This window comes from Pseudomonas taeanensis MS-3 (assembly GCF_000498575.2).
Taxonomy (GTDB): Bacteria; Pseudomonadota; Gammaproteobacteria; order Pseudomonadales; family Pseudomonadaceae; genus Aquipseudomonas; species Aquipseudomonas taeanensis.
The window spans coordinates 63,647-75,742 of the sequence record NZ_AWSQ01000004.1; the positions used below are offsets into that span (position 1 = coordinate 63,647).

At 62.4% G+C, this 12,096-nt stretch carries 11 protein-coding genes; 2 read left to right on the forward strand and 9 right to left on the reverse strand.

The annotated features are described in order from the left end of the window. The first annotated feature begins 47 nt into the window (after positions 1 to 47). Together gap and TMS3_RS14005 are read left to right on the forward strand one after the other, a co-directional pair. Positions 48 to 1,046, forward strand: coding sequence for a type I glyceraldehyde-3-phosphate dehydrogenase (gene gap, locus TMS3_RS14000; RefSeq protein ID WP_025165902.1), 999 nt, complete (start codon positions 48 to 50; stop codon positions 1,044 to 1,046). A gap of 249 nt (positions 1,047 to 1,295) precedes the next feature. Further along, complete coding sequence (locus TMS3_RS14005) at positions 1,296 to 2,912, forward strand: NAD(P)/FAD-dependent oxidoreductase (RefSeq protein ID WP_025165903.1); 1,617 nt, start codon at positions 1,296 to 1,298, stop codon at positions 2,910 to 2,912. Between the two features lie 231 nt (positions 2,913 to 3,143). Here the strand turns inward: TMS3_RS14005 and TMS3_RS14010 are convergent, their stop codons facing one another. The 9 genes from TMS3_RS14010 to TMS3_RS14050 form a co-directional block, all read right to left on the reverse strand. Further along, complete coding sequence (locus tag TMS3_RS14010; RefSeq protein ID WP_025165904.1) at positions 3,144 to 3,656, reverse strand: GNAT family N-acetyltransferase; 513 nt, start codon at positions 3,654 to 3,656, stop codon at positions 3,144 to 3,146. A gap of 266 nt (positions 3,657 to 3,922) precedes the next feature. Beyond that, positions 3,923 to 5,017 (reverse strand): PLP-dependent cysteine synthase family protein, encoded by a 1,095-nt coding sequence (locus TMS3_RS14015; RefSeq protein ID WP_025165905.1) that lies wholly within the window; start codon positions 5,015 to 5,017, stop codon positions 3,923 to 3,925. A gap of 13 nt (positions 5,018 to 5,030) precedes the next feature. Further along, positions 5,031 to 5,936, reverse strand: a complete 906-nt coding sequence (locus TMS3_RS14020; protein ID WP_025165906.1) for a DMT family transporter — start codon at positions 5,934 to 5,936, stop codon at positions 5,031 to 5,033. 306 nt (positions 5,937 to 6,242) lie between these two features. Then, a complete protein-coding gene (locus TMS3_RS14025; protein WP_025165907.1) occupies positions 6,243 to 6,575 on the reverse strand; it encodes a Na+/H+ antiporter subunit G in 333 nt (110 codons plus the stop codon). A gap of 9 nt (positions 6,576 to 6,584) precedes the next feature. Continuing rightward, positions 6,585 to 6,854: a K+/H+ antiporter subunit F gene (locus TMS3_RS14030; RefSeq protein WP_025165908.1), complete on the reverse strand. Its 270-nt coding sequence runs from the start codon at positions 6,852 to 6,854 to the stop codon at positions 6,585 to 6,587. Then, positions 6,839 to 7,342, reverse strand: a complete 504-nt coding sequence (locus tag TMS3_RS14035) for a Na+/H+ antiporter subunit E (protein WP_025165909.1) — start codon at positions 7,340 to 7,342, stop codon at positions 6,839 to 6,841. Before TMS3_RS14035 ends, TMS3_RS14030 begins: the two co-directional genes overlap by 16 nt. Continuing rightward, positions 7,339 to 8,844 (reverse strand): monovalent cation/H+ antiporter subunit D, encoded by a 1,506-nt coding sequence (locus tag TMS3_RS14040; protein ID WP_025165910.1) that lies wholly within the window; start codon positions 8,842 to 8,844, stop codon positions 7,339 to 7,341. Before TMS3_RS14040 ends, TMS3_RS14035 begins: the two co-directional genes overlap by 4 nt. Then, positions 8,841 to 9,170, reverse strand: a complete 330-nt coding sequence (locus TMS3_RS14045) for a Na+/H+ antiporter subunit C (RefSeq protein ID WP_025165911.1) — start codon at positions 9,168 to 9,170, stop codon at positions 8,841 to 8,843. The genes TMS3_RS14040 and TMS3_RS14045 overlap by 4 nt, the downstream gene beginning before the upstream one ends. Position 9,171: 1 nt before the next feature. After that, positions 9,172 to 11,964, reverse strand: a complete 2,793-nt coding sequence (locus TMS3_RS14050) for a monovalent cation/H+ antiporter subunit A (protein WP_025165912.1) — start codon at positions 11,962 to 11,964, stop codon at positions 9,172 to 9,174. Positions 11,965 to 12,096 lie beyond the last annotated feature (132 nt).

Sequence of the window (12,096 nt, forward strand, 5' to 3'; positions counted from 1 at the left end):
CGCCGCTCGCCTAAGCTGAAGGCAATACCGCACACGGGAGGTGTCTTATGCTGCGCATTGCCATCAATGGGTACGGGCGAATTGGCCGGGCAGTGCTGCGCGCACTGTTCGAACGCGGGCTGGAGCAACAGATTCAGCTGATCGCGGTCAATGATCTGGGCGATCACCCGACCCTCGTCCACCTGACACGCTTCGACTCGACCTTTGGCCGCTTCCCGGGCCATATCGACCTGCATGACACGTCAATGCAGGTGAACGGTCAGTCGATCGAGCTGCTGCGCGAACCCGAAGTGCTCAACCTGCCGTGGCAGCGACTCGGCATCGACCTGGTGCTGGAGTGCTCGGGCAAACTGAAGAAACGCGAGCTGGCGGCGCAACATCTGAGCGCCGGCGCGCCACGGGTGCTGCTCTCCCACCCGCTGGAGAGCGCCGACCTCACCGTGGTATACGGGGTCAACCACAAGCTACTGGGCAGCCAGCAGATAGTCTCCAACGCCTCCTGCACCACGGGCTGTCTGGCGCCGCTGGCCAAAGTGCTGCATCAGGCCGTCGGTATTCGCCAAGGTTTGATCAACACGGTGCACGCCTACACCAACGATCAGAACCTGCTGGATAAGACCCACCGCGACCCCTATCGAGCCCGCGCCGCGGCGGTGTCGATGATCCCCTCCAGTACTGGCGCAGCGAAGACCATCGGCCTGGTGCTGCCGGAGCTGGCCGGCCGCCTGGATGGACTGTCGGTGCGAGTGCCGACGCCGAACGTGTCGTTGCTCGACCTGACCTTCAGCGCCGAACGGCCGGCCAGTCGCGAAGCGATCAACCAGGCCTTGCAGCAAGGCGCGCAGCAACTACCGTCGGGCGTGATGGAGTGCAACCAGGTGCCGCTGGTGTCCAGCGATTTCAATGGCTACCCGGCGTCTTGCGTGGTCGACCTCAATCACACCCGTGTGCAGGGTGAGCTGGTCAAGGTGCTGGCCTGGTACGACAACGAATGGGCGTTCGCCAATCGTATGCTGGACGTGTCGTTGGCCTGGCCGAAACCCTGATTCCCCAATTGACGCCCAGAGACTGCGTGTATCTGGAAGAAGCCATGACCGCGAACCGGACGACTCGAGCGCAAACCCAAGCTATGCAACATGACGACTCACCCTGTTCGCAGTCGAGACCACTGCCACACTTAGTCTCCGGCGGTCCCCCGTTCGCCGGCAGCGCCGACGCTTGCCGAACAATCGCGGGTATAATCGCCGCCTCGTAAAAAGCTGCCGGGTTGCCTCCGGCCCTTACAGGATTGACCCATGCTGCGCATCACCGAACTGAAACTGCCCCTCGATCATCCTGAAGAAGCCCTGCGCCCGGCCATTGTCCAGCGCCTGGATATCGACGACGGCGAGCTGCTCGACTTCACCCTGTTCAAGCGCAGCTACGATGCGCGCAAGAAGTCGAGCGAGCTGCACTTCATTTACACCATCGACTGCACCCTGCGTGATGAAGCGGCGCTGCTAGCCCGATTCAGCGAAGACCGCCACATCAACATCGCCCCGGACACTGGCTACAAGCCGGTTGGTCAGGCGCCGGAAAATCTCGAACAGCGCCCAGTGGTGGTCGGCTTCGGCCCCTGCGGCATTTTCGCCGCACTGATCCTGGCGCAGGCGGGTCTCAAGCCGATCGTACTGGAGCGCGGCACCGAAGTGCGCCAGCGCACCAAGGACACCTGGGACCTGTGGCGCAAGAATCAGCTGCACCCGGAATCCAACGTGCAATTCGGTGAGGGCGGCGCCGGCACCTTCTCCGACGGCAAGCTGTACAGCCAGATCAAGGACCCCAAGCACCTCGGCCGCAAGGTGCTGCATGAGTTCGTCAAAGCCGGCGCACCGGAGGAGATTCTCTACGTCAACAAGCCGCACATCGGCACCTTCCGCCTCACTGGCGTGGTCGCCACCATGCGCGAGGAAATCAAGGCGCTGGGCGGTGAAGTACGCTTCCAGCAGCGGGTCAGCGACGTGCTGATCGAGGATGGTCAGCTGCAGGGCGTGGTGCTGGAAGACGGCGAACAGATTCGCAGCCGCCACGTGATCCTCGCCCTCGGTCACAGTTCGCGCGACACCTTCCGCATGCTCCACGCCCGCGGCGTGTACATGGAAGCCAAGCCGTTCTCGGTGGGTTTTCGCATCGAACACCCGCAGTCGCTGATCGACCGCGCGCGCCTGGGCAAATACGCCGGCCACCCCAAGCTCGGCGCCGCCGATTACAAACTGGTGCACCACGCCAAGAACGGCCGCTCGGTGTACAGCTTCTGCATGTGCCCGGGCGGCACCGTGGTCGCCGCCACCTCCGAGCCGCACCGGGTGGTGACCAACGGCATGAGCCAGTATTCGCGCAACGAGCGTAACGCCAACGCCGGCATCGTCGTCGGCATCACCCCGGAGCAGGATTATCCGGGCGGCCCACTGGCCGGCGTCGAGTTGCAGGAACGTCTGGAGTCCCACGCCTACATCCTCGGCGGCAGCACCTACGAGGCGCCGGGGCAGCTGGTCGGTGACTTCATCGCCGGCAAGCCCTCGACCGCCCTGGGCAGCGTCGAGCCGTCCTACAAGCCGGGGGTCAAACTCGGTGACCTGGCGCCTTCGCTGCCGGACTTCGCCATTGAGGCGATCCGCGAAGCACTGCCGGCCTTCGACAAGCAGATCAAGGGCTTCGCCCTGCACGACGCGGTACTCACCGGCATTGAGACCCGGACCTCCTCGCCGCTGCGCATCACCCGTAACGCCGACCTGCAGAGCCTCAACGTCAAGGGCCTGTACCCGGCCGGTGAAGGCGCCGGTTACGCCGGCGGGATTCTTTCGGCCGGGGTCGACGGCATTCGCGTGGCCGAGGCACTGGCGCGGGATATGCTGGGCATCACCGAGGCCTGAGACCGTAGTTGGGTTACGCCGAGCAGGTTAAGGAAATACCTAGGCTAGGTTAGCGGCGGGAATGCGGGTTCACCTACAGGACGAATTTAGGCCGCAGCGTAACCAACACAGGTCGTCAATAACATCCAAGATGCTGGGTTTCATGAGGTGCATCCATGCACCTCACCCTGCGGGTAGCTAAAGCTGTGCAGAACGACGTCCTGCCGTTCTGTCGCTACGCTCTACGCCAGCCTACGGGTGTATGCGCAGGCAGCTGAGGGTGGTACGGCCCGAGCCGCTGGGTCGGCGGGCGGGATCGGGAAAGGTGTCGAGTTCGACGAAGCCGGCCTTGCGCATCATCCCGGCCGAAGCGGCGTTTTCTTCATGGCGGTCGATGTAGATGTCCTGCACGCCCTGTTCGGCCAGAAATTTCACCGACTCGCCCAGCAGGCGCGAACCCAGTCCTTGCCCAGCCATATCTCGATGAATGACCGCCTCGCAGATATAGGCATGCTCCTGTTCTCGCCGCTCTGGCGGTTGGTAACCGGCAAACTGTCGCGACAGCTCGAAGCTGACAAAGCCCAGCAGCTTGCCGTCGCGCTCGGCCAACATCGCCTGCACCGAATCCTTGGCGATGGCCTGTAGGTGTGCGGTCACCTCAACGCGAGGCAGGTGATTCCAGGGATTGGCGCCGTGGGCGAAGATCAGCTCGGTCATGCCGGCGATGTCGTGTGCAGCGGCCCTGCGTATCTCAAGCTCGTTCATCTAATCCTCCGGATTGGCGGCTCGTAGCCCGGATGAAATCCGGGGATATCTATCGGCAGGCAGGCCCCAATCCCGGATTGCATCCGGGCTACTGCCTAAATTCCAGACTCGTAGCCCGGATGAAATCCGGGGGTAGCTCTCGGTAGGCAGGCCTCATGCCCGGATTGCTCCGGGCTGCTGCCTAGATTCCAGACTCGTAGCCCGGATGAAATCCGGGGGTAGCTCTCGGTAGGCAGGCCTCATGCCCGGATTGCATCCGGCTACCGCTAAAGCCCAGCGCTGGGCAACTCATCCGGCAAGGCCACGCCCTGCTCGGCACAGGCCGCCACCGAATCTATCAACGGCGCCAGGTCGAAGCCCTGAGCATGCAGCCAGGCATTGTTGTAATAGGTGGTGGCGTAACGCTCACCGCCATCGCAGAGAATCGCCACCACCGAGCCACGCTCCCCAGCCGCTACCATGCGTTGGGCCACCAGTAAGGCGCCGATCAGGTTGGTACCGCTGGAGCCGCCGACGCGTCGGCCAAGGCGCCGCGCCAGGTAGTGCATGGCCGCCAGCGACAGGGCGTCCGGCACCTTGCACATGGCGTCGATCACCGAGGGCAGGAAGGAGGCTTCGACCCGTGGCCGACCGATGCCCTCGATACGCGAGCCGCAGTCCAGGGTCAGGCTGGCATCGCCGCTGCGGTAGTAGTCGAAGAACACCGAACGCTCGGCGTCAGCACAGAGCACCCGGGTGTGGTGCTGACGATAACGCACGTAACGCCCCAGGGTGGCCAATGTGCCGCCGGTGCCGGGGCTGGACACCAGCCAGGCGGGCTCGGGATGATGCTCGCGCTGCAGTTGCTGGAAGATCGACTCGGCGATGTTGTTGTTGGCGCGCCAGTCGGTGGCGCGTTCGGCATAGGTGAACTGATCCATAAAGTGCCCGCCCGTCTCGCGGGCCAGGCGTTCGGACTCGGCATAGATCTGCGTCGGATCGCTGACCAGGTGGCTCTGACCACCATAGAAGGCGATCTGCGCGATCTTCTCCTGCGAAGTGCTGGCCGGCATCACCGCGATAAACGGCAGGCCCAGCAAACGGGCGAAGTAGGCTTCGGAGATGGCCGTGGAACCGCTGGAGGCCTCGATTACCGGCGCGCCCGGCTTGAGCCAACCGTTGCACAGGGCATAGAGGAACAGCGAGCGGGCCAGGCGGTGCTTGAGGCTGCCGGTGGGGTGACTGGACTCGTCCTTGAAGTACAGCTCGATACCGGGCAGGCCGGGCAACTCCAGGGGAATCAGGTGGGTGTCGGCACTGCGCTGAAAGTCCGCCTCGATGATGCGGATCGCCTCGCGGGCCCAGGTTCTCGAATCGCTCATCGACAGTTTCTCCTCAATCCAGCACGCCGACCGGTACCGGCGTTGCACCGCGCCACTGGCTCAGGGCAACGCCGCCGAACAGCACGGCGGCAGCCAGCATTTGCAGGGTATTCAGGGTCTCACCGAGCAGCGGCACGGCGAAGGCCAGGGTGAACAGCGGAATCAGGTTGGTGTACCCCGAGGCTTCAGTGGCTGACAGGCGACTGATACCGAAGTTGTACAGGCCATAGGCGCCGACGGTAACCACCACGCCCAGGTAGAGCAAGGTGGCCATGCCCAGCGCGCTGATGGTTTGTGGCAAGGGTGCTTCCAGTGCGGCCAGCGGCAGGAAGAACAGCGTACCGGTAAAGGCCTGCATTGCGGTGAGCATAAACGCCGAATAGCGCGCGGACAGGCGCTTGACCAACAGGGTGTAGGCGGCGGCACAGAGCATGGCGAGCAGCTCGTAGAAATTGCCCAGCATGGGGTTGCTGGCATGTTCATCGGCGCTGCCGGCCAGGCTCAAGCCGACCGCCCCGCACATCGCCAGGAGAAAACCGGCCAGGGTGGTGCGGCTGATGCGCTCACGCAGAAAAACATAGGCGGCGATCGCCACCAATAGCGGCAGTAAAGCGGTGATCATCCCGGCCTGGGAGGCGCTGGTGTTCTGCAGCGCCAGCGCCTCGAAAATGAAGTACAGGCAGGGCTCGCAGGCAGCCAGACCGAGCAGGTATTTCCAGTCGCCAGGACGGTACTGCACGTGGCCACGCCAACGCCAGGCGAGCATGAACACCAAGCTGCCCAAGGCCATACGCGCGAAAATCACCCACAAGGGCGGTAGTTCGGTGAACGCCAGTTTCAGGGCGATAAAAGCACTGCCCCACAGCGCCGTCGCCACGATCAGGCTGATCACCGCCACACCTCTGCCCTGCCCGCTCATCGTCGCCCCTACACAAAACGCCAGTGTAGAGAGGCTGCGATATTGATGACAGGTACAGTCAGGCGCCTGAACTGTGTGCGATGGAGGGAGCCTGACCGGCATGGACGACGCGCAGCAGGCTTATGCCGCGCGCCCTCCCCACTTCAATCACCCAGCCCAGGCTGACGTCGTGCAGCTGTAGGCTGGCGTAGAGCGCAGCGACAGAACGGCAGGACGTCGTTCTGCACAGCTTTAGCTACCCGCAGGGTGAGGTGCATGGATGCACCTCATGAAACCCGGCGCGCATGCGGCAATTGACCAGGCTCCTTACTGCTCCCAGGGCCTACCGTGGGTCTTGTCGCTGAGACGCACTTTCTGCTGCAGGGCGGCCTTGGCCAGCATGTGCGCGCTGACCGGCGCGGTGATGAACAGGAACAGGGTGATCAGCAGCTCATGCAGGCTGAGGCCATCGCCACGGCTGCTGAAGTAGATCAATGAAGCGATGACCATGCCGCCGACGCCCAAGGTAGTCGACTTGGTCGGAGCGTGCAGGCGCATGAAGAAATCCGGCAGTCGGTACAAACCAATCGCGCCAATCAGGGCAAACAGACTGCCCGCCAGGAGAAACAGGGCGACCAGTGCTTCGATCCAGCTATTCATTGCGGCTCCTTATTCGATGATGTCGCCACGCAACAGGTATTTGGCCACGGCCACCGTACCGATAAAGCCCATGACGGCGATCAACAGCGCCGCCTCAAAATACAACCCGGTGTCCAGCCACACACCGAATAGCACCAGCAAGGCAATGGCGTTGATATATAGGGTATCCAGGGCAAGAATGCGGTCCGGCAGATCCGGCCCCTTGATCATCCGCGCCAGAGTCAGCACCAGGGCCAGGCCCATCATCGCCAGGCACAGCGGAATCACGTAGTCGAGCATGCGAACACCTCCAGCAACGGCGCTTCGTAGCGGGTCTTGATATCACGTATCAGGCGGGCCTCATCGGCCACGTCCAGGGCGTGCACCAACAAGGTCTTGCGATCGTCGCTCATGTCGGCGGTCACAGTGCCCGGGGTGAGTGAGATGATGCTGGCAAGCATGGTCAAGGCCAGTTCGTCTTCCAGTTCGATGGGAATCTCGACAAACGCCGGGCGCATCTCGGCCTTCGGATTGAGGATCAGCCTCGCCACTTCAAGGTTGGCGACCACGATATCGCCCAGCACCCGCAGGAAGAACAGGCAGAGCTTGAAGGGCTTGTCTACCCGCGGTGGATTGATCCAGAACACCTCGGTCACCAATGGAATAACCCAGCCGAGTAGCGCGCCGAGTAGACACTGGCCGAGGCTGAAATCATTTGCCAGCAGCATCCAGACCACCAGCAAGGAGAGACTGAGCAACGGCTGAGGGAACCAGCGACGCGCCTTCATGACGCACCTCCCGGCAACACCAGTTGTCGATACAATTGAAGATCGTGCAACTGAATGACCGTCGCGTCGACATAGGCCAGCAGCGGCGCGGCAAGACCAACCAGCAAGGGACTGAGCAGCAATAAGCTGGCGCAGGCAAACAACCGCCCGTAATCCAGTTCGGCACTGTCCAGCTGGCTCTGCCCCACCCGCCAGAACAAGGTGCTGCCGGCTCGGCTGAGGCCGATCATGGTGGCCAAGCCGCCCACCAGCACCACCGGCCACAGGAACAAGGCCTGCAAGCCCGGTTCGACTGCCCGCAGCAACAGCAGTTTGCCGACGAAGCCGGACAGCGGCGGCAACCCCGCCACGGCGATCGCCCCGATAAAGAACAAGCCACCGAGCAGGTGGGGATTCTGCAACTCCGGCCCTTGTATCAGGCGGGTGGTTTTCGCCCCGCGTTGGCGGGAGATCAGGTCAGCCAGGAGGAACAGACCGCCGGCGATCCAGCTGCTGTGAATCAGGTAGTACAAGGCGGCAGACAAAGCCTCCGCCGTGCCCTGGGCCAGCCCCGCGAGCAAAGTGCCCACCGAGACCACCACCAGGTAAGCCAACAAGCCGTGCAGACTGGTCGCCGCCAATGCGCCAATCACCCCGCCGACCATGGTCAGCAGCGCCAGCGGCCACAGCCAGGCCTCAGCCATATTGGCCAAGGTGCCGGCGTCATCCCCGAAGATCAGCGTGTACACCCGCAGAATCGAATACAGGCCAATTTTGGTCATGATGGCGAAGAGTGCCGCCACCGGCGCCGACGCCGACGCATAAGCCTTGGGCAGCCAGAAATACAGCGGCAGAAACGCCGCCTTCAGGCCGAACACCACCAGCAAGAGCAAGCCGGCAGCCCCCAGCAGCGGCGCCTGCTCGGCATTCGCCGCCGCTACCCGAATGGATAAATCAGCCATATTCAGGGTGCCGGTAATGCCATACAGCACGCCTACGGCGATCAGGAAAAATGCCGAGCCCACCAGATTGAGGATCACATAATGCAGGCCGGCGCGAACCCGCTCCGGGCCGCCGCCATGTAGCAACAGTGAATAGGAGGCGATCAGCAGGATCTCGAAGAACACGAACAGGTTGAACAGGTCGCCGGTGAGGAAAGCGCCATTGATCCCCATCAGTTGAAACTGGAACAACGCATGGAAGTTGCGTCCACGCTCGTCATCCCCGCGCACTGCGTAGAGCAAGGCGAAAAACGCCAACACCGCGGTAACCACCAGCAGCAGCGCACTCAGACGATCGAGTAGCAGGATGATGCCGAATGGCGCTTGCCAATCACCCATCGCATAGGTCTGCAGCGCGCCCTGATCGGCCTGCCACATCAGCCACATGCTCAATGGCACTAACAGGGTGGTCGAGGTCAGCGACAAGACGCGCTTGATCGGCATGCTAAGTCGCGCACCGAACAACAGCAGGCAGCCGATAAACATCGGCAACAGCACCGGCAAAGCCAAGCCATGATTCATCGTCCAGGCTCCTGGCCATCGACATGGTCGGTCTGCATTTCACCGACGCTACGCAACGCCAGCACCACCACGAAGGCGGTCATGGCGAAACCGATCACAATTGCAGTGAGCACCAGCGCCTGTGGCAACGGATCGCCATATTCAGCGCCTTCTGCGATCACCGAAGACACCCCGGTATGCAGACGGCCCATGGCGAACAGAAACAGGTTTACCGCGTAGGAAATCAGTGTCAGGCCCATCACCACCGGGAAGGTACGTGCTCGCAGCAACAGGTACACGCCGCTGGCGGTGAGAATGCCGAGCGCTGCGGCAAATAATGCTTCCATCTCAAAGAACCTCTTGTCCGGCTTTTTCCTGGGTCAGCTTGCCCAGGTTGGCGAGAATCAGCAGGGTCGCCCCGACTACGGTCAGATAGACGCCCAGGTCAAACAGCATGGCGCTGGCCAGTTCGACTTCGCCCACCAGCGGGATAGCGACGTGGCCGAAGGTCGAGGTCAGGAATGGCTTGCCAAACAGCCAACTGCCCAAGCCGGTCAACCCGGCGATCATGACCCCGGCTCCGGCCATGCGGTGATAGTTCAGCGGCAGGCGCGACTGGGTCCACTGCACACCGCTGGCGACATATTGCAGAATCAGCGCCACGGCGGTGATCAAGCCGGCGATAAAGCCGCCACCAGGCTGATTGTGCCCACGCAGGAAGATGAATACCGAGATCAGCAAGGCCATCGGCAACAACACCCGCGACAAGGTTGCGAGGATCAGCGGATGGCGATCGCGCGCCCAGTTGCGCCCCTGCGCATCGGCACGCGGCTGGATCAGCCGCAGTCCGTCGAGCATCGCGTAGATACCGACACCGGCAATCGCCAGGACGCTGATTTCACCCAGGGTATCGAAACCGCGGAAGTCGACCAGAATCACATTGACCACGTTGTGCCCGCCCCCGCCGGACAGGCTGTTCGCCAGGAAGAAACTGGAAATACTGTCGTAGGGCCGGGTCAGCACGGCGAACACCAGCATCGCCACCATCACCCCACTGCCGATGGCCAGGATAAAGTCGCGCAAACCGCGAATACTGCTCGACTCGCCATGGGTCTGTGCCGGCAGGAAATACAGCGCCAGCATCAGCAGGATGATGGTCACCACCTCCACCGACAGCTGGGTCAGCGCCAGATCCGGCGCGGAGTAGCCGGCAAACACCAGCGCCACCATCAAGCCGACCACGCTGAGCATCAGCAACGAGACCAGGCGCTGGCGATGGAACACCACAGTGACCAGCGCGGCCAAGGCCAGAATTCCCAGACCCAGTGCGCCGATGCCGTTGATCGGAGTCATAGCCACCGCCCCCGTAACCTCAGGCAAGGGGCCCAGGCCGAGAGTCACCACTACCAGCGCAGCCCCCAGCAGCAGCGATAGATAACGTTGCAACGAACCGTTTTCCAGGCGCTGGGTGATAGCCGTGCAAGTCTCGACCAGCAGCACCACACCACGCTCGAATAACAGCGAGGCATCCATGCTCGGCAAGCCGGCATACCAACGGAACAAGGGTTGGCGGAAGGAGTAGATGAGCACACCGCCGAACAAGGCGATAAAGCTCATGAACAGCGGCAGGTTGAAACCGTGCCAGATGGCCAGGCTGTAGACCGGCAGCTCACCGCCGAGACTGGCCGAGGCAGCGGCCGCCAGCAGCGGCGCCACGGTGTAGGCCGGCACGATGCCGACCAGCAGGCAGAGGAACACCAGCACCTCCACCGGCACCTTCATATAGCGTGGTGGCTCATGCGGTGGGTATTTCGGCAGGTTGATCGGCTCGCCATTGAAGAACACGTCGTGAATGAAGCGCAGCGAATAGGCCACCGAAAATACCCCGCCCAGGGTCGCACCGGCCGGAATCACCCAGTTGAAGCTGCCGAGCATGTGCAGGTTGAGGGTCTCGCTGAAGAACATCTCCTTACTCAGGAAGCCGTTGAGCAAGGGCACCCCGGCCATAGCCGAGGCCGCCACCATGGCCAGCATCGCCGTATGCGGCATGTACTTCCACATGCCGTTGATGCGCCGCATATCGCGGCTTCCCGTCTCGTGATCGATGATCCCCGCAGCCATGAACAGCGAAGCCTTGAAGGTGGCGTGGTTGATGATGTGGAACACCGCGGCCACCGCACCCAGGCGCGTATCCACGCCAAACAACAGAGTGATCAGGCCCAGATGGCTGATGGTCGAGTAGGCCAGCAAGCCTTTCAAGTCGTGCTGGAACAAGGCCATGCCCGCGCCCACCAGCAAGGTCACCAGGCCGGTGATACTGACCAGGTAGAACCACCACTCGGAACCGGCCAGGGCCGGGTACAAGCGCGCCAACAGGAAGACCCCGGCCTTGACCATGGTCGCCGAATGCAGGTAGGCCGAGACCGGCGTGGGTGCCGACATCGCATGGGGCAACCAGAAATGGAAGGGAAACTGCGCCGACTTGGTGAACACGCCGAGCAACACCAGCACCAGGGCCAGCGGATACAGTTCATGGGCACGAATGGCGTAGCCCGAGGCGAGCACCCGAGACAACTCGAAGCTGCCGGCGATGTGACCGATCAGCAATATGCCTGCGAGCAAGGCCAGGCCGCCGCCCCCGGTGACCGCCAGTGCCATGCGCGCGCCCTTACGGGCATCCGAGCGAGCACTCCAGTAGCCGATCAGGAGAAACGACGACAGGCTGGTCAGCTCCCAGAACATCAACATCAGCAGCAGATTTTCCGACAGCACTACGCCGAGCATGGCCCCCATAAACAACAGCAAAAAGGCATAAAAGCGGCCCATCGGCTCCTGTTTCGACAGGTAGTAGCGGGCATAGAGGATGACCAGCAAACCGATGCCGAGGATCAGTAAGGCAAACAGGAAACCCAAGCCGTCGAGGCGCAAACTCAGGTTCAATCCCAGCGTCGGCAGCCACTCCAGCTTGACCCGCAACACCTCGCCGGCGAACACTGCCGACTGTTTCGACAGCAATATTGCCAGTGCAGCGAGCGGCGCAATTCCCGCCGCTACAGAACAGGCCGAACGCCCCAAGCGCTCGGTCAATAGAGGAAATATCACCCCAAAAAATGGCAAGGCGATAATCAGCGCAAGCGCCATACACTAAACCCCTTCTGCAAGCCCGCCGAAAATGGCATGACGGCCTGTTAGCGTCCTAACGGGTGCACTGACCCTGTGTCGACGGTCAACGCCTCACCTGACCGGCGCACCTTAACAGTGCAACCCATACCT

Coding starts and splice junctions, on each gene's coding strand:
- gap (WP_025165902.1), top strand. CDS start 48: ATGCTGCGCATTGCCATCAATGGGTACGGGCGAATTGGCCGGGCAGTG.
- TMS3_RS14005 (WP_025165903.1), top strand. CDS start 1,296: ATGCTGCGCATCACCGAACTGAAACTGCCCCTCGATCATCCTGAAGAA.
- TMS3_RS14010 (WP_025165904.1), bottom strand. CDS start 3,656: ATGAACGAGCTTGAGATACGCAGGGCCGCTGCACACGACATCGCCGGC.
- TMS3_RS14015 (WP_025165905.1), bottom strand. CDS start 5,017: ATGAGCGATTCGAGAACCTGGGCCCGCGAGGCGATCCGCATCATCGAG.
- TMS3_RS14020 (WP_025165906.1), bottom strand. CDS start 5,936: ATGAGCGGGCAGGGCAGAGGTGTGGCGGTGATCAGCCTGATCGTGGCG.
- TMS3_RS14025 (WP_025165907.1), bottom strand. CDS start 6,575: ATGAATAGCTGGATCGAAGCACTGGTCGCCCTGTTTCTCCTGGCGGGC.
- TMS3_RS14030 (WP_025165908.1), bottom strand. CDS start 6,854: ATGCTCGACTACGTGATTCCGCTGTGCCTGGCGATGATGGGCCTGGCC.
- TMS3_RS14035 (WP_025165909.1), bottom strand. CDS start 7,342: ATGAAGGCGCGTCGCTGGTTCCCTCAGCCGTTGCTCAGTCTCTCCTTG.
- TMS3_RS14040 (WP_025165910.1), bottom strand. CDS start 8,844: ATGAATCATGGCTTGGCTTTGCCGGTGCTGTTGCCGATGTTTATCGGC.
- TMS3_RS14045 (WP_025165911.1), bottom strand. CDS start 9,170: ATGGAAGCATTATTTGCCGCAGCGCTCGGCATTCTCACCGCCAGCGGC.
- TMS3_RS14050 (WP_025165912.1), bottom strand. CDS start 11,964: ATGGCGCTTGCGCTGATTATCGCCTTGCCATTTTTTGGGGTGATATTT.